Below are 18,687 nucleotides of genomic sequence, written 5' to 3'. Positions count from 1 at the left end.
GGGAGAATCTGATGGATGCCACATTGATGCAGCAACTGGCCTGGCTCGAGCGCGAGCCCGAGTGTCTGCAAGGCATGCAGCGCGGCCTGGAGAAAGAGGCGCTGCGTGTGCAGCCGGACGGCTGGCTGGCACAGACGCCACATGCTGCCGCGCTGGGCTCGGCGCTGACGCATCCGAACATCACCACGGATTACTCTGAAGCACTGATCGAGCTGATCACGCCGCCCTGCGACAGCATTGCCACGGCGCTGGGCTGGCTCGACGATGTGCATCGCTATGTCTATGCCAACATCGGCAGCGAGCGCCTCTGGGTCAATTCCATGCCCTGCAAGCTCGGCCCGGACAGCAACATCCCGCTGGCGCAGTACGGCAGCTCCAACATCGGCCGCATGAAGACGCTGTACCGCCATGGCCTCGGCCTGCGCTACGGCCGCCGCATGCAGACCATCGCCGGCATTCACTACAACCTGTCGTTCCCGGACAGCTTCTGGCAGCGCTGGCAGCAGCAGGCGGGTGATACGCGCTCGCTGCAAGACTTCAAGTCGGAGAAGTACCTGAGTCTGGTGCGCAACTTCCAGCGTCACAGCTGGTTGCTGCTGTATCTGCTGGGCGCGAGTCCGGCGGTCTGTGGCACTTTTCTAGAGGGTCGCGATCACGGTCTGAAGGCCATGCCGTCGGGTACCTTGTATCTGCCGGATGCCACCTCACTGCGCATGAGTTCGTTGGGTTATCAGAACGATGCCCAGTCTGATCTGCAGGTGTCTTATAACGCCTTGGGTGAATACATCCATGACCTCGATCGCGCCATTCGCACGCCGTATGCGCCCTACGCGGCGGCGGGCGTGGTCAAGGATGGCGTGTATCAGCAGATCAACGCCAATATTCTGCAGATCGAGAACGAGTATTACGGGCTGATCCGCCCGAAGCGCACCATTCGCAGCGGCGAGCGTCCGACGCAGGCGCTGGCGCGTCGTGGCGTGGAATATGCCGAGCTGCGCTGCGTCGATCTCGACCCGTTCGAGCCACTGGGCATCAGCCGTGATAGCGCACATTTTCTCGAAGTGTTTGCGCTGCATTGCCTGCTCAGCGACAGCCCCTTATTCACGGATGACGAATACCATCGTTTGCCATTGAATCAGCAGGCCATGGTTGAGCGCGGACGCGATGCCTCATTGCGCTTGCAAGGCAAAGCCGGCGAGGCCGATTTCCGTAGCCTGGCCGCCGAGCTTTTTGGCGAGTTACTTCCTGTAGCACAGTTGCTCGATGCGGCGCACACCACGGGTGGGTACTCTTCAGCGCTGGCCTTGCAAATCGATAAGCTTAAAGAGCCTGCTATGACTGGATCGGCCATGGTGCTACGCAGCTTGCAAGATCACGAGGGCTGCTTCTATAGCTTTGCTCAGGACTGTGCCGATCGCATGCGTGAGCGTTTTCTGGCGCGCCCTTTGCCGGATCAGCGTATGAAAGAACTGCAGGTGCTGGCAGCAAAGTCTCTGGCCGATCAAGCGGACATGGAGGCTTTGCCACAACTGCCGTTTGATGACTTTTTAGCGGCGTATTTCGCCTGAACCTACTCATGAGGTGTGACATGCCGAAACTGCCGAATGCGCGCATTTGCAATGCCTTGGTGGCACTGGTGGCACTGGTTGCCATGCTGGTTGCGCTGTACTTGCAGCATTACCAAGGCCTTGAACCCTGCCCGCTCTGTGTCTTTCAGCGCGTGGCCGTGATCGGTGTTGGCGTGATGGCGTTGATCGCTGCCGTGCATGGTCCGCAGGCTTGGGGGCAGCGCGTCTATGCGGGCGTGATGGCCTTGAGTGCAGTCGCAGGTGTCGTGGTCGCCGGTCGCCATCTCTGGCTGCAACACTTGCCGGCGGATCAAGTTCCTTCTTGCGGGCCCGGCCTCGACTTTTGGATTGCCGCTTTACCTTGGCAGCAAGTGGTGCAGCAGGTCTTTCAGGGCTCGGGTGAATGCGCCAAAGTCGATTGGACCCTGCTAGGCCTGAGCCTGCCCATGTGGACGCTGATGCTATTTGTTGGCTTGCTGCTGGCGGCATTGGTGCAACTGGTGCGTCGCCCGAACTAATTTTTCAGCTGACCTAGCGCAGTGATCTAGGCTGTCCTATACCTGATGCAGGGAAGCTCGGGAGCAGGACAGGATGTCATTAGCGACGGTGGAAACGTGCGCCAGTCTTGGCTTGGCGGCCCCACGCGTACGTGTTGAAGTTCACTTGTCGGCTGGCTTGCCCGGTCTCGCCATTGTGGGCATGCCCGAAGCGGTGGTGCGTGAGAGTAAGGACCGTGTTCGATCGGCGCTGCTAAACAGTGGTTTTGACTTTCCTCCACAACGCATCACCATCAATTTAGCGCCGGCCGATTTGCCCAAAGAAGGCGGTCGATATGACTTGCCCATCGCGCTTGGCTTGCTTGCAGCCAGCGGTCAATTGCCCGCAAAGGCCCTAGAAAACCTGATCGTGATGGGCGAGTTGGCATTATCCGGCGAGCTCACCGCGGTGAATGCGGTGCTATCGGCCAGCTTGGCCAGTGCTTCCTCCGGGAGGACCTTGGTCGTACCGCAGGCCAATGCACGTGAAGCGCGTCTCAGCACTCAGACCACCGTTCTCGCCGCGCCGAATTTGTCGCGATTGATTCGGCACCTGCGCGGTATAGAGCCGATTCCTGACGACGCTAGTGAGGCCAAGGGTGTCAGCGAAAGCCAGGTCATGCACCCTGATTTAGCGCAGGTTTGCGGGCAACACTTGGCGAGACGGGCTTTAGAAGTTGCCGCAGCAGGCGCGCATTCGATTTTGTTTTATGGGCCGCCGGGTGCAGGAAAAACGCTGATGGCATCGTGCTTGCCCGGGTTGCTGCCGCCGCTTTCTCCTGACATGCGGTTGCAGTCGGTAGCCTTGTATTCCTTGCGTGGGCTGTCGCGCGAGAACGATAGTTCGCCGCCCTTTCGATCGCCTCATAGTTCGTCATCAATGGCTGCATTGATTGGCGGAGGCATGGCCATTCCACGTCCTGGAGAAATTAGTCTGGCGCATGGCGGAGTATTGTTTCTGGATGAATTGCCCGAGTTCAATCGACAGGCGCTAGAGGCACTGCGTGAGCCCTTGGAGTCAGGCGAAATTGTGTTAGCAAGAGCGCGCCAGCAGCTACGTTATCCGGCCCGATTTCAGTTAGTAGCGGCAATGAATCCCTGCCCTTGTGGGCAGCGCGGGCAGTTGGGCGGCAGTTGCCGTTGTACGCCGGAGCAAATAGCCCGCTATCAAGCCAAGTTGTCAGGACCGTTATTGGATCGTGTGGATCTCCGCGTGCCCGTACAGGCAGTGCCATTATCGGCCTTGGCCACCGCAGCCCAAGCCCAAGAAAGCAGTGCCGTAGTGCGGGCGCGTGTCTGTGCGAGTCGGCAGCGACAATTGCAACGCCAAGGCTATGCCAATGCCTATTTGCCGGGGCATGAGCTCGGTCAGGCCTTAGCGTCAGAGGTGACAGAGTTTGCCCAGGCTGCGGGCGAGCGTTTAGGTCTATCAGCCCGCGCCTATCACCGCGTGTTGCGGGTGGCGCGAACCATTGCGGATCTCGCAGACGAAGATCGCGTTAGCACAAGTCACCTAGCCGAGGCCTTGTGCTATCGCGGGAGTGTGCTTGCAGACTAAGTTTCAAAGAGTGCCGATGTAGAAATCACGCTGAATATTGGCGGCGTTTTCCGGCACGTTGGCGTAATGCGAGAAGTCGGTTTCGCCGAGATGACGCAACACATCTTCATCCAGCCAGCAGACTTCATGACTAAAGCGGTCACTTTGATTCAGCAGGGCAAAAGCGGCATCGGCCATGATGGCTGGCTTGCGAGCCGCCGCCAGTCCCGATTCGCCGGCAGTCATACCGACGGCTGCGGTGGCAATCAGGGTGGCTGGCCACAGGGTATTTACCCGAATGCCGCGTGGCTTGGCTTCCTGAGCGAAGCCCAGGCTGAGCAATGTCATGGCGTACTTAGTGGATGTGTACGGTGCGAAGGCTCCGAGCCAGCCAGGATCGAGATTGATCGGTGGGCAGAGATTAAGCACTTGCCCTTGGCGTGCGCTGAGGTGCGGCAGGCATTCACGCATCGTAATGAATGGCGAGCGTGTATTGAGGGCGTGCATGAGGTCGTAGTGCTTGGTGTTGGTGACTGCAACTGGTGTTACGCCGAGAAAACCGGCGTTGTTGATCAGCACATCAATGCCGCCAAAGTGGGCTACCGTTTCTTCAATGGCGCGAGTGAGTTGCACTTCGTCTCTGGCATCGCAGGCAATCGGCAACGCTAGGCCGCCGGCAGCGCGTATTTCCTCGGCAACGGAGTGAATAGTGCCGGGTAGGCGCGGGTTAGGCTGATCCGATTTTGCTGCGATAACAATGTTGGCTCCTTCACGCGCAAAGCGTAGGGCAATTTCGCGGCCTATGCCTCGGCTCCCGCCGGTAATGAATAGCGTACTGTTTTGCCAGCGTTTAGAAGTGTCGGTCATGAAGGCGTCCTTAGTGTGGGATCTATTTAGAGTGCATGGAGCTTAACGGGCAGAAGATCCCGAGGAGTAGGTAGGGAGGTGAAATTTATTGGCATGACATAGTCGTCGGGCACGGACCAACGGAACTTTAGTAGCAGCTGATAGAGAATGGCTTTAATTTCCAGCTCAGCAAAGTGCAGCCCAATGCACATATGCGCGCCGCCACCAAAAGGCAGGTATTGATAGGCGTGCTGCTTGTGTTCCCGGCGTTCGGGGCTGAAGCGCTCAGGGTCGAACTGAGTGGGCGCTGTCCAATACTGCGGCAAATGGTGCGTCACAATCGGGCTGATAATCACATAAGTGTTAGCGGGAATCCGATAGCCTGCAAACTCCACCGGCTTGACTGTTTTTCGCGGTAAAACGTGAACCGGGGATAACAAGCGCAGCGACTCTTTCAGCACTAACTCCATTAAAGGAAGCTGGCTCAGATCGTCGTGGACCAACGAGGATTTACCCAGCGCGAGCGCCTCTGCACGTATACGCCGCTGCCAATCCGGGTGCTTGCCCAGCTGGTACATCATGCTGGTGAGGGTAATGGTGCTGGTGTCGTGCGCGGCCATGAGCAGGAAGATCATGTGGTTAACCACGTCGTCGTCACTAAAGCGATTGCCGTGCTCATCTTCCGCAATGCACAGACGACTAAAGAGGTCTGAGCCCGGTTGTTGGCGTTTAGCGGCAATACGCGAGCGGAAAAAAGCTTCCAAGGTGGCACGTCCGCGTACCCCTTTGTGCCAGCGTCCGCCGGGTACGGGGTAGCGAATTAATGCGGTTCCGGCCCTGACGCAATCCACGAAGGCTTCATTGATGGCGTCGGCCTCTTTGCCCAGCGGTTCGCCCATGAACACTTCTGTCGCGATATCTAGCGTGAGTCGTTTCAGCTCGGGGTAAACCATAAAGTCGGCTTTGCGCAGACGCTTAGCCTGTTTATGCCAGCGAGTTAAGCCATGCCCGATCACGGGCTGCATCCGATGCAAGTAGTCCGTCAGCGCCGGCTTTTTAAAGGCGGCCTGCAATATCCCGCGATGAAACTTATGTTCATCAAAGTCCAGCAACATGAGTCCGCGATGGAAAAATCGCTCAATAAAATAGGCCCAGCCTTGATGGTTGGAAAACGCTTGATCGGCGTTACGTAATACCAGTTCGACGGCATCCGGGCCTCCTAAGGCCACCGAATTGAGGCCAAAGGCATCGCCTCTAATGACGGGCCCAAAACGTTCATACAGGTTTAGACCACTGCTCAGGGGTTGAAACAGAAAGTTGAACGTGTGGCTCAGGACGGGAATGCCGCCCGCGACTGGAATTTCTGAAAAATCACGAACTCGGGTGCTGCTGGTCATACCGAGACTCCTGGTGCCACTGGCGTAAGTTGGTGGGGCTTTTTGCCAAACACAGCACCAACTGCTGCACGTTGTGCTTCACGACCGCGAGAAACTTGGCGTTGATGCCAGCGGGGCAGTAGGCGTTGAGCGGTATAGGTGAATGCACGCGGAGCCAGTGTTAGCCAGGGATACCAAGCACTGATGTGGGTGGGCAAGCCCAGCTGGTCAAATTGCTCCGGAGTAAGAAAGTAACGACTTACGCTGAGGTGCTGGTGATAAACAAACTTTCGCATGGGCTGCTCTAACCCATATTTGGCGAGTGCGGGAAAGCGCCTCACCAGCGGCTCCTCCGACAAGGCTTTGCCCAAGGCCTTGCTGGTCCAGTCGGCCCGGCTTTGTGTCATGAGGGCGGTATTGAGCAAAATCACGCCCTCGGATTCGCTGAAGCGTAACCACTTCTCGTCCACGCCCATCAACCAACAGGCATAACTCCACAGTTGCATCACGCCACGCGCTTCTTGGGGTGTGGCTTGAATGCCGAGCTTACGCAGGCCGCCGAGCATCACCACACTGAAGCCCAGATACGTTGCGGCCATATCAATTTGGTTGAGTGGCAGGCCCCACTGCGCATGGTCCCAGTCCTCTCGTTGATTGAGCTGGCGGCGCACGATGGCATGCACGAGTCGGACATGCAGGGTTGATTGCGTGCCGGCGCCAAAGCGCTCAAGGCCGCCCCTTTCAGTACAATCCATCCACCATTTACCGGTCTCGGCGACGCGCTGTGATGTGCCGTTGGTGAGAGCGCCGGTCATCACCAGTGCTTGATTAAAACCAGAGAGTAAATAGCCGCCCATTAGCGCCAGGTCGCGCATGACCTGAAGTGCAGTTAGGCCGCTGGCGTGAATAAAACGTATGCCTTCGTCAATTAGCTGGCGATCTACCCAGGCGGGCACACGATCGACCTCCGCAAACAAGGCCTGAAGTTCGGGCGGGCAGTCGCTGAGACTTTCCACACCCTGTGTGAGCGCTTGTTGGAACATGCCGCGATGGATTTTGGGCGATTGCATGAGCCAGTCAGCAACGGGATCCATCAGCGTATCGCCAACGTTCAGGCCAGCAACTGCTTCATCATATTCCCGACGAGTTGGCGCTAACGGACGACCCAAAATGATCTTAAGCAGCGCAGGCGTAGCTTGCTGGGTTTTCGCGAAGGGCCGAACGCGAGTAGGAACAGGACAGGACTCGATCATGAAGCGTACTCAGGTCATTGCGATAGCTCGACCATAATGTGAATATCTATTCGTATTCAATTCGCATTTGTGTCGAGGGAGAAGCGGATGCGCAAACTGCCACAACAAGAGCGATCCCGTCAGATGGTGTCGACGTTGATAGAAGCCACGGCTCGCTGTATCGCAGAGCGGGGGCTGGATAACACCAGTACGCCGATAATTGCAGAGCGTGCCGGTGTCAGTGTGGGCTCGCTGTATCAGTATTTCAGCAGCAAAGATGCCCTGATCGAGGCGATGGTCGCACAGCTGGCGAATGATATCGGCACCGGCTTGTCGCGGCTTCCGATAGCACCGGAAGCCAGCCTGCGAGACTTGGTCAGTGTGGCGATTCGATTTGGCTTTGCTACCCTGCACTCGCAGGACGGCTTGTATTTGGAGCTGGTACGGAATTGGCATCGCCTGCCCACACAGAAGGTGGCGGATGTTTTACAACAGCACTTCTTAGAGCTTGCGCGCCTGTATTTCCTCAAGCATTACCGTGAATACCCCATTGCCGATTTGCAGGTCAGGCTCTTCATCATTACCAACAGCACCTTGTTTACGTTAGTCAGGCAAGTTGGTCAGCAGAGCGCTTGGATTACGGAAGATGCCGTGGCGGAGGGTTTAATCGACATGATTACAGGTTATTTGCTCTCGCCGTCGCTAAAGTCCGCAGATTAATTTGACAGAACAAATTGTCACTAAACAACTAATGTGCTTAATTAGTAGACAGTACATTTTGGGAGCACCCTCATGACGGTCGTTAATTCCGCGCTCAGTAAGTTTAATCGCCCGCAGCCGCGCCGCATGGATTTTGTTTTCGATGACAGCATTCCCATGGATTGGTTTGGCGGTGATCCTTTCAAGACTATGTTACTAACCGCGCTATCGGCGACGTTTCCCGAAGGCGAGCGGTTCTTTGTCGACTCCGTGCGCCACTATCAAAAGAACGTCTCGCCAGAGTTGGCCGCACAAGTCAGTGGCTTTATTGGCCAAGAAGCCCATCACGGCCGCGAGCACGATGCCTTCAACCAGTTGATGCAGCGCAAAGGCTTGCCCATGAAGCGCATTGAGCAGTTTGTAGAGGGTGGATTGAAGTTTATGCGTAAGCGCCTGTCACCCGAGCGTCAGCTGGCGATGACTTGTGCACTAGAGCATTTCACGGCGATCTTGGCGGAAATGGCGTTGGAAAATCCGGATTTCTTTGGCCCAATGGATGAGCGCGTGAAGGCGCTTTGGTATTGGCATGCCATTGAAGAAAGTGAGCACAAGGCGGTGGCCTTTGATGTCTTTCAGGATCAGGTTGGCAGCTACTGGATTCGCAGCTCGCAAATGGCGTTGAACACGCTGGAGTTTGCTTTCTTCACCACCCTGCACACCTACTCCTTATTTAAGGCGCGAGGTATTCAGCGGGACTGGCGCATGCACCTAAAAGGTCTCAATGAAATGTTCGGCAATAACCCGGGTTGGTTGCGCAAAATGGGCAAGGCTTACTGGTCTTACTATAAGCCCAGCTTTCACCCTTGGCAGCGCGACACCCATCAAGCCATGAATCATTGGAAGCAGGTGTACGGCATCGTTTAACAACGATTGCTAATCATCGTGAGGGAATGCTGGCCTCACTGAGGCCAGCTCACTACAATCACCGGCCTGCTGAACTGCTCGCCGGATGCCGCTGTGAACAACCTAAACCCCCGTCAACACGAAGCTGTACTGGCCATTACCGGCCCGGTATTGGTGTTGGCCGGCGCGGGCTCGGGTAAGACCTCGGTCATCACCCGCAAGATCGCCTACCTCATTCAGGACTGTGGCGTGCCGGCGCACAAGATTCTCGCCGTGACCTTCACCAACAAGGCTGCGCGCGAAATGAAAGAGCGTGCCGCCAAGCTGGTGCATGGCCCGGAAGCACGCGGCCTCATGGTCTCAACCTTTCATACGCTGGGCCTGACCATGCTCAAGCGGCATCCGGAAACGTTTGGCTTGAAAAAGAACTTTTCCATTTTTGATGCTGAGGATTCGCGCACGCTGCTCGGTGAGCTGCTGCACAAAGAAAATGCTAGCGACAAGGTCGACCTCGTTCGGAATCTCATCTCTGGCTATAAGAATGAGTTGTTGTTGCCCGCCGAAGCGATGAGCCGCGCCGAAACCGATATTGATGTTTTCGCGGCGACGGTCTATGAGCAATACGAGCGCCATCTGCGCGCGTATAACGCCGTCGACTTCGATGACCTGATTGTGCGGCCGACGCTCGCGCTTCAAAACGATGCCGCCTTGCGTGAGCATTGGCAGAACCGCGTGCATTACCTGCTCGTGGACGAATACCAAGACACCAACGCCGCCCAGTATTCGATGGTGAAAAACTTGGTCGGCGCACGAGCCACCTTCACCGCCGTGGGTGACGATGACCAGTCAATCTACGCCTGGCGCGGTGCGCGACCCGAGAACATGGCGCAGCTGGCGGTGGACTATCCGCAGCTCAAGCTGATCAAGCTGGAGCAGAACTATCGCTCCACCAGCCGCATTCTCAAGGCCGCCAACGCGGTCATCGCTAACAACCCGCATGTGTTCGAAAAGCAGCTTTGGAGCCAGCACGGCATAGGCGAGCCGATTCGCGTCATTCAGTGTGGTAGCGAAGATTCGGAGGCAGAAAAGGTCGCCACTGAGATACTCAATCACAAGCTCATGCAGCGCACCGAATTCCGCGATTACGCCGTGCTCTATCGCGGAAATTTCCAGGCGCGTGTGCTCGAAACCAAGCTCCGTGAGTTGCAGATTCCGTACAAAATTTCCGGCGGCCAGTCGTTCTTTGCCCGTTCGGAAATTAAAGATGTCATGGCCTACTTGCGCCTTGTCATCAATCCGGAAGACGATAATGCCTTCCTTCGCATCATTAATACTCCTAAGCGTGAGATTGGCCCGGCAACCTTGGAAAAGTTGGGCGGTTACGCTCAGCAACGCGAATGCGCCATGCTCTTGGCCTGCGACGAAATGGGGCTAGGTTTACATGTCGGCGAGCGCGCCCACGGCCGTTTGCAGGATTTCGCGCAATGGCTGCAGGACACCGCCCGCGCTATCATCGATGGTGATGATCCACTCGCCGCGATCAAGCAGATGCTCTCCGACATTCAGTATCAGGACTACCTGCTTGACTCGTCACCCACGCCGCAGGCAGCTGAGCGTCGTATGGAGTCGGTAAACAGTTTCCTCGCCTCGGTGCAGCGTCTCTGGGACAAGGTCGAAGATGAAGAAGACCGCGATATCGAAGCGGTGATTCGCAAACTGGTCTTGCTAGACCTGCTCGAACAGCAAGCTGAAGAAGACAACAGCGACAAAGTCCAGCTCATGACGCTGCATGCCGCCAAGGGTTTGGAGTTCCCGCATGTGACCATGATGGGACTAGAAGAGGACCTGCTGCCGCATCGCAACAGCATCGAGTCAGGAACGATCGAAGAAGAGCGCCGTCTCATGTATGTCGGCATCACCCGCGCCAAGCAGACGCTAACCCTGACCTATTCGTCTAAACGCAAGTTCGGCGGCGAATCCATGCCGACCACGCCCAGCCGCTTCTTAGAAGAACTACCGGCAGATGAGTTGGAGTGGGAAGGACGCAGCAGTGGCCGCAGTGTCGAGCAGAAGCAGGCGTTGGGAAATGCCCACCTCTCGAACCTGAAAAACCTCTTCGGCTGACTAGATTTCAAGGCAGCAAGGCACATACGAAAGCGCCGAGGCCGGGCTTAGTCTGCAAACGGTCACGAGCCAAGTATGGCGAGTGTAGCCTCTAGGGAGAGATACACGGCGTGGTTTGTAGACTAAGCCCGGCCTCGGCGCTTAGGGTTAAACGTTACTTAGATTTAGCAATCATCACGTCAACAGCAGCTTTAATTTCATCATCCGAGCAAGTGCCACAGCCGCCCTTGGCTGGCATGCCACGGATACCGCCGATCGCATGGGTATAGAGCGTGGACTTGCCTTGAGCAATACGTGCACCCCATTGGCCTTTGTTACCAATGACGGGAGCGCCCATGACGCCAGCCCCGTGACAGCCGCCACACACAGCCGAAACAATTTCATCACCGGAGCGAGGTACGCCACCGGCAGCAGGCGCGGCAGCAACAGCGGCGGCGCAGGGCTCGCCTTCTAGGCAAACACTACCGACCATAGTGATGCGTTCAATGATGGCGCGTTGCGAAAAAAGTGAGCGCTCACCCAGCGGGCGATCAGAAATTTCTTGAGTGGACTTCGCCACGACCGGAGTGGCCAGTACAAAACCGACAGCAGCCAACAACATTGCAATCTTTTTCACGATAACCTCACTCAAAAACCGGAGAGATCGTAGGTGTATCCCACGTTTGCGCGAAGTATAGACGCATTCGTGCAGGCTAAAAAGACTGCCTAGGCGGACAAAGCGAGAACATTCCGAGCAGTTAAGGGCGCAAGGGTATAATTTTCACTGGCGAAACAGCCAAGGACGTCCATACTTGATTGGGTTCAGAGGCTGTGTATTACAATGGCGCTCGTTCCTTTTGCTGTTTAATCCTGAGTACGCGTTAGCCTGTGATGAATTTAGAAGACCTAACACTGGAAGAGCTCGAGGCGCTGGTTGCTGAAGCCAAATCCTTGTTGAACCAGCATAAAGACAAAGTGCAAAAAAGCCTGCAAAGCGATTTTGCCAAGCTTGCACGTGCAGCGGGTCTGAGCGCGGAGGAATGGCGACTATTGGTCGGCGAATAGATCGTCTGATCATTTTTCAGCTGTAACAAACCCTTCGTCACTGCGTCTATGCTTTGTTAGCAAATAATAAAGGTTAGTCGCATGCGCGTATCTGTGCTGATTGCACTCTGTTGGTCTTTGCCACTCATTTCTGTATCCGCAACCGCCGCTGACGCGAATAAGCTCACGCTCACGGGCTCCAGTACGGTCGCACCACTGGCTCTGGATTTGGGTAAGCGTTTTGAAAAGCTAAATCCCGGTATTCGGGTGGATGTTCAAGCGGGTGGTTCATCACGGGGCCTAGCAGATGCGCGCGCGGGCTTGGCTGACATGGGCATGGTGTCGCGTGCACTCAAGCCCGAAGAATCAGATCTTTCCAGTTACGTCTTAGCGTTAGATGGCATCACCATCATTCTGCATAAAAGCAATCCGGTAAAAGCACTGAGCAATGAGCAGATTGTTGCGATTTATACCGGCCAAATTTCTAATTGGAAAACAGTCGGCGGAAAAGACCTGCCCATCACCGTCGTCAATAAAGCCGAAGGGCGTTCAACCTTGGAGCTGTTCCTGCAGTACTTCAAGCTGAAATCTCCGGACGTTAAAGCGCAGGTGGTGATTGGCGACAATCAGCAGGGCATTAAAACCGTTTCCGGAAATCCGGGGGCGATAGGCTATGTCTCAATCGGTGCGGCGGAATTCGAAGAAGAGGACGGCACGCCCATTAAACTGTTGCCGATTAATGGCGTGGCTGCAACGGTTGCCAATGTTCGCAATCGTAGCTTTCCCTTGTCGCGACCACTCGTTCTTGTTACCCGTGCGCCGGCCACTGGCTTGACTAAGCGCTTCATTGGCTTCGCGCAGAGCCGTCACGTGTATGACCTGATTCAGGATCAGTTCTTTGTCCCCGTCGCACACTGAAGTCTGGCTATCTCGGTCGCTCTGGCTGCTGGCCAGCAGTGCGGTGGCATTGCTGCTGTTGATATTCCTGTTTTTGATCAATGAGTCGCGATTAGCCGTGGTCGATGGCCATTGGCTACGCTTCTTTAATTCCCCGGGTTGGTTCCCCAGTGCCGGGCAGTTCAATCTGTGGCCCATGTTGCTGGCGACCGTGCTAGCCACCGTGGGCGCTTTGGCTTTAGCCGTGCCGATGGGCCTAGCTGCCGCACTCTTTGTGAGCTTCTTCGCGCCCGCACCCTTAGCCACCACTTTTCGTCGATTGTTGATGTTGTTGGCGGGTATCCCGTCGGTGGTCTATGGCTTGTGGGGCCTGACCGTATTAGTCCCGTTAATTACGCGTGTAGCGCCGCCCGGTGCCAGTTTGCTTGCGGCCATGTTGATTTTGGCCGTGATGATTTTGCCCACGGTGGCGTTGACCAGTGAGGCGGCGCTACGAACCGTGCCGGTGAATTATTGGCGAGGCGGGCAAGCGTTGGGGCTGTCGGCGCAAGCCATCTTGCTCAAAATTGCCCTGCCAGCGGCGCGAACCGGCATAGTGGCCGGCGTGCTATTAGCGACTACGCGAGCCCTAGGTGAAACCATGGCGGTGCTGATGGTCGCGGGTAATGTGGTGCAGGTGCCGGGTAGCATCTTCGATTCCGTACGTGTGTTAACGGCCAATATTGCCTTGGAAATGGCCTATGCCACCGACGCTCACCGTGCCAGTTTGTATGTCAGCAGCTTGATGCTGACACTGGTTGTGGTGGCCATTGTGCTCCTCGGTCGGCGCTTGGAGGCTAAGCAATGACGGCGTGGCGGAGTTTGGCTTCTCGACGCTACAGTGATCATGTATTGGGCGCTTTGGTGTGGCTAAGCGCCGCCATTATTGCGGGCTTTTTTGTGTGGCTATTGGCCGATATGGCCAGCCAGGGCCTTGAACGTGTGAGCTGGGACTTTCTCACCACGGAGCCGGAGCGATCGGGCCGGCGTGGCGGCATCGCACCGATGTTGGTGTCGACGCTGGTCGTGCTGGCCATTACGTTTGTGGTGGCCGTGCCGTTGGGTTTGGCAACGGCAATTTGGCTGAGCGAATTTACACGAGCGAATAGCCCCAGCGCAGCGGCTATTCGCTTTAGCCTAGATGTTCTGGCTGGAGTGCCCTCCATCGTTTATGGCCTGTTTGGCAGCGCCTTCTTCTGTGTTTGGTTAGGGCTGGGCTACTCCTTGCTGGCGGGCGGCCTGACGCTGGCCTGCATGGTTCTGCCCATTCTGATCCGGACCAGCGAAGCGGGTTTGGCCGCGGTACCGGATGACTGGCGTCAGGGTGCCGCCGCGTTGGGATTAACACGCTGGGCTGCGTTACGGTATTTGCTATTGCCGGCGGCGGCTCCGGCGCTGACCGCCGGGTTGATGTTGGGCATAGGCCGCGCGCTGGCAGAAACGGCCGTGTTGCTCTTTACCAGTGGCTATGTCGATCGGATGCCCGCGTCGTGGCTGGATTCCGGCCGCGTGTTGGCCGTGCATATTTTTGACTTATCGATGAATGTGACCGGAGGCGACCAAGCGGCCTACGGAACGGCGCTGGTGTTGCTGGCGTTGCTGCTGGTGGTGAATGGCTTGGCCATCGCTCTGTCTGATCGTTGGCTTGCCCGGAGAATAACGCACGCATGAACACGCCTCTTGATAGCGCCACCAGTTATACCGTTAGTGAACTTCGTCAGCAGGCGGCGTGCTGCGTGCCACAAGCCCATCTGGCGATTCACAATCTGAGCGTTCGTTATGGCTCGAAAACTGTTCTAAACGGCGTGTCGTTGGCGATTCAGCGAGGCTGTATTACGGCGCTGATTGGCCCTTCGGGCTGTGGCAAGACTAGCTTCTTGTCGAGCTTGAACCGGTTGGTGGACATGGTGCCGGGCTGTGCCGTGAGCGGCAGTATTCTGCTCGATGGCGAAGAGGTCCTGACACCGAAAACCGATGTGCTGATGCTGCGTCGCCGCATCGGCATGATTTTCCAGCGACCTAATCCCTTTCCCTTATCGATACGCCGAAATCTCGACATGCCGCTACAAGAGCACGGCTTTAAGGATAAGGCGGATCGCGAACGTCGCATCGAGCAAGCCTTGCGCGATGTGGGACTTTGGCAAGAGGTGTCTGACCGTTTGGATGCGCCAGCTTTGGGGCTGTCCGGCGGGCAGCAGCAGCGGCTTTGTATTGCGCGGGCATTGGTGCTGGAGCCAGAGATTCTACTGATGGATGAGCCCTGCAGTGCGCTCGATCCGATCTCGTCGGGTGTGGTTGAGGATCTGATTTTGCGTTTGGGCGGGCGTTACACCGTGGTCATCGTGACGCACAATTTGGCTCAGGCGCGCCGCATCGCCAATTACACCGCATTTTTCTGGACGCAAAATCACGTCGGCCAACTCATTGAGTTTGGTGCGTGTGAGCAGCTTTTTGAAGCGCCTGTGGACGCCCTAACTGCTGCTTACATTAATGGGATTCGGGGCTAAGCCGGCGCTGCTAGCGCAGCAGTGCCGGCCCACAATTTAGCGTTTATCTGGCTGCGGTGTGAGGCGCAGGTAAGGCTTTATCACGGTGTGCCCTTTTGGAAAGCGGCGCGCAATCTCTTCCGGGTCCTGCAGTGAAGGCACAATCACCACATCGTCACCGGCCTGCCAGTTACCCGGCGTGGCTACCTTGTGATATTCGGTGAGCTGCAGCGAGTCGATGACGCGCAGCACTTCGTTGAAGTTACGCCCGGTACTGGCCGGATAGGTAATGATCAGCCGCACCTTCTTGGCCGGATCAATGATGAACAGCGAGCGTACAGTGAGCGTCGCATTCGCGTTCGGGTGGATCATGTCGTAGAGCTCGCTGACCTTGCGATCGGCATCGGCCAAGATGGGGAAGTTCACCACCGTGTGCTGGGTCTCGTTAATGTCTTTGATCCACTTATGATGCGAATCCAGCGGGTCCACCGAGAGCGCGATAGCTTTAACGTTGCGCGCGGCAAATTCATCCTTGAGCTTGGCGGTCAGGCCGAGCTCGGTGGTGCATACCGGGGTGAAATCGGCAGGATGCGAAAACAGCACGCCCCAGCTTTCACCCAGCCAATCGTGGAAATGAATCGTGCCTGCCGATGATTCTTGTACAAAATCGGGGGCGGTATCGCCAAGTCGTAATGTCATGATGAGCTCCTTGCTGAGAAGATGCCCTGACAGTAACGCTTAGCCCCGGCCTCGGGAAAGACCGTTTTGTGCTGAGCTTATGCACGGGCGTCATAAGCTCACGTTAGCGATCGGCACCGGGCCCAAATAGCTTGCGATACTTGGCTACTTTTGGACTCACCACCATGCGGCAATAGCCCTGCCCTGGATTGCGGCGGAAGTAGTCTTGGTGATATTCCTCGGCGTCATAGAATGGAACGGCATCGCTGATTTCGGTCACGATAGGGGCGTCGAAGATGCCTGCCTGCGTGAGCTGTTCTATGAAAGCGGTCAAGGCTGCACGCTGTTCGTCGTCGCCGCAGAAGACCACGGAACGGTATTGCGTACCGGTATCGGCACCCTGACGATTAAGCGTGGTTGGGTCGTGAATGGTGAAAAAGATTTCGAGCAAGCGTTCAAGGCTGGTTTGATCGGCATCGAAGCGTAATTTCACCACTTCGGCATGGCCGGTGGCTCCGCTGCATATTTGCTCATAACTGGGATTAGGTCGGGCGCCGCCCGCATAGCCCGAGGTGCATTCGAGCACGCCCGGTACTTCGCGATAAACCGCATCCAGACACCAGAAGCAGCCGCCGCCAAGAATGAGTTGAGCTTCTTTCATGATCTTGCCCTTGCTTGCACATCGTCAGTAGAGTCTGCATTCTGCGCTGACTGAATTCTGTTGCCCAGCGCACAAACGAGTTTGCTATGACCTATTTGCCTCATCTGCCAGATGACCTGCCCGAGCATCCACCCGGTTGGCGAGAGGTGGTGGCAGAAAGCCGATTTGCCCTGGAGTGGTTGCGCGCCAAGCGCTTGGGCGATCGCGTGCTTCAAGGTCTTGAGCGCGGTGATGGCCAGTCGCTGATGTTATTGCCCGGCTATGGCGCAGATGAGAAAGCCATGAACAGTCTAGCGACGCGACTGCGCCAACTTGGCTATGCAGTGAGCCATTGGGGGCAGGGCAAAAACAACGGTGCCGTGCATAAGTTATTGCCCAAGCTTAAGCAGAAGATTCAAGACCATGTTCTACACAGTGGTCAGCCCATGACGCTCATCGGCTGGAGTTTGGGGGGATACATTGCGCGGGAGCTGGCGCGAGATCTACCTGAGCACATTGCGGGTGTTATTACGCTGGGCTCGCCGGCGGTTGGCGGCCCGAAATACACCATCACCGCTGCGGCTTATCGTAAGAAAGGCTTTAATTTGGATGTGATTGAAACGGAAATGGCGAAGCGCGATGGCATCCCGATTCTCTGCCCCTTAACCGTGCTATTCAGTAAGGTAGATGGCATTGTGAGCTGGCCCGCCACGCTCGACCGCCTCACTCCGCAGGCACGTCATGTTGAGGTGCACAGCTCGCACATTGGGCTGGTGCACGATGCCGAGGTGTTTCGCACCATCGCCAAAGTGCTGGCAGATCAGCGCGCTAAGCCTTAACGGCCTGCGCGCGGAGCCGACGGGCGTTGACGACTTGGCCGGCTGCCATCATCTCGTGGGGGTAGACCGGTGTGCTGGGTCTGGATGCTTCCTTTACGAGGAGCGGCAGGCTTGACCTTCACCGACACGCCTTCCACCGCGCTCGAATTCTTTTTACGCGGACTGACGTACTCGCCCTCGTTCTTCGGCTGCCAGGTCGGAATCAGGTGCTGCTTACTGTTGCCGATGAGATCGGCACGGCCCATCTCCTTCAGCGCTTCACGCAGCAGCGGCCAGTTGTTGGCGTCGTGATAGCGCAGGAAAGCCTTGTGCAGGCGGCGACGGCGGTCGCCCTTGACGATGTCCACCTCTTCCGAATCGCGCGTGACCTTGCGCAGCGGGTTCTTGCCGCTGTGATACATCGCGGTCGCGGTCGCCATCGGTGACGGATAGAAGGTCTGCACCTGATCGGCGCGGAAGCCGTTCTTCTTCAGCCAGATCGCCAGATTCATCATGTCTTCATCGGTCGTGCCAGGATGCGCGGCGATGAAGTAGGGAATCAGATACTGTTCCTTGCCGGCCTCTTTCGAGAACTTCTCGAATAGCTGCTTGAACTGGTCGTAGCTGCCGATGCCCGGCTTCATCATCATCGACAGCGGGCCGCCTTCGGTGTGCTCGGGCGCGATCTTGAGATAGCCGCCGACATGATGCGTGACCAGCTCCTTCACATATTCCGGCGAGCGCACGGCGAGGTCGTAGCGCAGACCGGAGCCGATCAAAATCTTCTTCACGCCCTTGAGTTCACGGGCGCGGCGGTAGAGCTTGATCAGATGCGAGTGGTCGGTGTTGAGGTTGTCGCAGATGCCCGGATACACGCAGGATGGCTTGCGGCAGGCGGCCTCGATTTCCGGCGTCTTGCAGGCCAGGCGATACATGTTCGCGGTCGGGCCGCCGAGATCGGAGACGATGCCGGTGAAGCCCGGCACCTCGCGCATCTTTTCCACTTCGCGGATGATCGAGTCTTCCGAGCGGTTCTGGATGATGCGGCCCTCGTGCTCGGTGATCGAGCAGAAGGTGCAGCCGCCGAAGCAGCCGCGCATGATGTTTACGGAGAAGCGGATCATCTCCCACGCGGGGATGGTCGCGTCGCCGTACTGCGGGTGCGGCGCACGCGCGTACGGCAGGTCGAACACATGGTCCATCTCGGCGGTGGACAGCGGGATCGGCGGCGGATTGATCCACACCTCGCGCTCGCCGTGGCGCTGCACCAGGGCGCGCGCGTTGC

Annotated in this window: 19 protein-coding genes; 12 read left to right on the top strand and 7 right to left on the bottom strand. The window is 56.9% G+C overall.

All coding sequences use genetic code 11. From position 1 onward, the window contains the following. Nucleotides 1-11: 11 nt before the first annotated feature. The 3 genes from gshA to AC14IB_RS10945 all read left to right on the top strand — a co-directional run bounded on the left by gshA (nt 12) and on the right by AC14IB_RS10945 (nt 3,662). Nucleotides 12-1,568, top strand: coding sequence for a glutamate--cysteine ligase (gene gshA, locus AC14IB_RS10955; RefSeq protein ID WP_484231908.1), 1,557 nt, complete (start codon nt 12-14; stop codon nt 1,566-1,568). 20 nt (nt 1,569-1,588) lie between these two features. Then, nucleotides 1,589-2,086 (top strand): disulfide bond formation protein B, encoded by a 498-nt coding sequence (locus AC14IB_RS10950; RefSeq protein ID WP_484231907.1) that lies wholly within the window; start codon nt 1,589-1,591, stop codon nt 2,084-2,086. A gap of 73 nt (nt 2,087-2,159) precedes the next feature. After that, nucleotides 2,160-3,662, top strand: a complete 1,503-nt coding sequence (locus tag AC14IB_RS10945) for a YifB family Mg chelatase-like AAA ATPase (protein ID WP_484231906.1) — start codon at nt 2,160-2,162, stop codon at nt 3,660-3,662. Between the two features lie 3 nt (nt 3,663-3,665). Here the strand turns inward: AC14IB_RS10945 and AC14IB_RS10940 are convergent, their stop codons facing one another. Genes AC14IB_RS10940 through AC14IB_RS10930 form a run of 3 tightly spaced genes read right to left on the bottom strand, consistent with a single transcriptional unit; the run spans nt 3,666 to nt 7,116 of the window. Beyond that, a complete protein-coding gene (locus AC14IB_RS10940; RefSeq protein ID WP_484231905.1) occupies nt 3,666-4,508 on the bottom strand; it encodes an SDR family oxidoreductase in 843 nt (280 codons plus the stop codon). A 26-nt stretch (nt 4,509-4,534) separates the two neighbouring features. Beyond that, nucleotides 4,535-5,884, bottom strand: coding sequence for a cytochrome P450 (locus AC14IB_RS10935; RefSeq protein ID WP_484231904.1), 1,350 nt, complete (start codon nt 5,882-5,884; stop codon nt 4,535-4,537). Beyond that, nucleotides 5,881-7,116, bottom strand: coding sequence for an oxygenase MpaB family protein (locus tag AC14IB_RS10930; RefSeq protein ID WP_484231903.1), 1,236 nt, complete (start codon nt 7,114-7,116; stop codon nt 5,881-5,883). Before AC14IB_RS10930 ends, AC14IB_RS10935 begins: the two co-directional genes overlap by 4 nt. Nucleotides 7,117-7,203: 87 nt before the next feature. Here AC14IB_RS10930 and AC14IB_RS10925 point away from each other — a divergent pair, with 87 nt between their 5' ends. From AC14IB_RS10925 to rep, 3 genes are all read left to right on the top strand, one after another. After that, nucleotides 7,204-7,815: a TetR/AcrR family transcriptional regulator gene (locus AC14IB_RS10925; protein ID WP_484231902.1), complete on the top strand. Its 612-nt coding sequence runs from the start codon at nt 7,204-7,206 to the stop codon at nt 7,813-7,815. 72 nt (nt 7,816-7,887) lie between these two features. Beyond that, entirely contained in the window at nt 7,888-8,718 is an 831-nt protein-coding gene (locus AC14IB_RS10920; protein ID WP_484231901.1) for a metal-dependent hydrolase, read from the top strand. Between the two features lie 93 nt (nt 8,719-8,811). Further along, complete coding sequence (gene rep / locus AC14IB_RS10915; RefSeq protein ID WP_484231900.1) at nt 8,812-10,821, top strand: DNA helicase Rep; 2,010 nt, start codon at nt 8,812-8,814, stop codon at nt 10,819-10,821. 154 nt (nt 10,822-10,975) lie between these two features. Here rep and AC14IB_RS10910 read toward each other — a convergent pair whose 3' ends face one another. Next, nucleotides 10,976-11,437: a c-type cytochrome gene (locus AC14IB_RS10910; RefSeq protein WP_484231899.1), complete on the bottom strand. Its 462-nt coding sequence runs from the start codon at nt 11,435-11,437 to the stop codon at nt 10,976-10,978. A 251-nt stretch (nt 11,438-11,688) separates the two neighbouring features. Between AC14IB_RS10910 and AC14IB_RS10905 the strand changes: the two genes are divergently transcribed. The 5 genes from AC14IB_RS10905 (at nt 11,689) to AC14IB_RS10885 (ending at nt 15,287) form a co-directional block, all read left to right on the top strand. Next, a complete protein-coding gene (locus AC14IB_RS10905; RefSeq protein ID WP_484231898.1) occupies nt 11,689-11,865 on the top strand; it encodes a hypothetical protein in 177 nt (58 codons plus the stop codon). A gap of 81 nt (nt 11,866-11,946) precedes the next feature. Further along, nucleotides 11,947-12,762, top strand: coding sequence for a phosphate ABC transporter substrate-binding protein (locus tag AC14IB_RS10900; protein ID WP_484231897.1), 816 nt, complete (start codon nt 11,947-11,949; stop codon nt 12,760-12,762). Next, a complete protein-coding gene (pstC, locus tag AC14IB_RS10895; protein ID WP_484231896.1) occupies nt 12,743-13,588 on the top strand; it encodes a phosphate ABC transporter permease subunit PstC in 846 nt (281 codons plus the stop codon). Before AC14IB_RS10900 ends, pstC begins: the two co-directional genes overlap by 20 nt. Then, nucleotides 13,585-14,451 (top strand): phosphate ABC transporter permease PstA, encoded by an 867-nt coding sequence (pstA, locus tag AC14IB_RS10890; RefSeq protein WP_484231895.1) that lies wholly within the window; start codon nt 13,585-13,587, stop codon nt 14,449-14,451. The genes pstC and pstA overlap by 4 nt, the downstream gene beginning before the upstream one ends. Further along, complete coding sequence (locus AC14IB_RS10885) at nt 14,448-15,287, top strand: phosphate ABC transporter ATP-binding protein (RefSeq protein ID WP_484231894.1); 840 nt, start codon at nt 14,448-14,450, stop codon at nt 15,285-15,287. The genes pstA and AC14IB_RS10885 overlap by 4 nt, the downstream gene beginning before the upstream one ends. A 36-nt stretch (nt 15,288-15,323) precedes the next feature. On the opposite strand, the gene AC14IB_RS10880 is transcribed toward AC14IB_RS10885, so the two are convergent. Together AC14IB_RS10880 and msrA are read right to left on the bottom strand one after the other, a co-directional pair. After that, a complete protein-coding gene (locus tag AC14IB_RS10880; protein ID WP_484231893.1) occupies nt 15,324-15,965 on the bottom strand; it encodes a peroxiredoxin in 642 nt (213 codons plus the stop codon). Between the two features lie 103 nt (nt 15,966-16,068). Next, nucleotides 16,069-16,605 (bottom strand): peptide-methionine (S)-S-oxide reductase MsrA, encoded by a 537-nt coding sequence (gene msrA / locus AC14IB_RS10875; protein WP_484231892.1) that lies wholly within the window; start codon nt 16,603-16,605, stop codon nt 16,069-16,071. A gap of 86 nt (nt 16,606-16,691) precedes the next feature. On the opposite strand from msrA, the gene AC14IB_RS10870 reads away from it, so the two are divergent. Next, nucleotides 16,692-17,423 (top strand): alpha/beta fold hydrolase, encoded by a 732-nt coding sequence (locus AC14IB_RS10870; RefSeq protein ID WP_484231891.1) that lies wholly within the window; start codon nt 16,692-16,694, stop codon nt 17,421-17,423. Here the strand turns inward: AC14IB_RS10870 and AC14IB_RS10865 are convergent. Next, the coding region (locus AC14IB_RS10865) for a YgiQ family radical SAM protein (protein ID WP_484231890.1) at nt 17,420-18,687 on the bottom strand (1,268 nt) is incomplete at its 5' end. The two genes, AC14IB_RS10870 and AC14IB_RS10865, sit on opposite strands and share 4 nt — an antisense overlap.

The organism is Perlucidibaca sp. (assembly GCF_057084925.1).
Note: the sequence above shows the minus strand (reverse complement) of the source record. Positions and strands in the feature narration are given on the sequence as shown.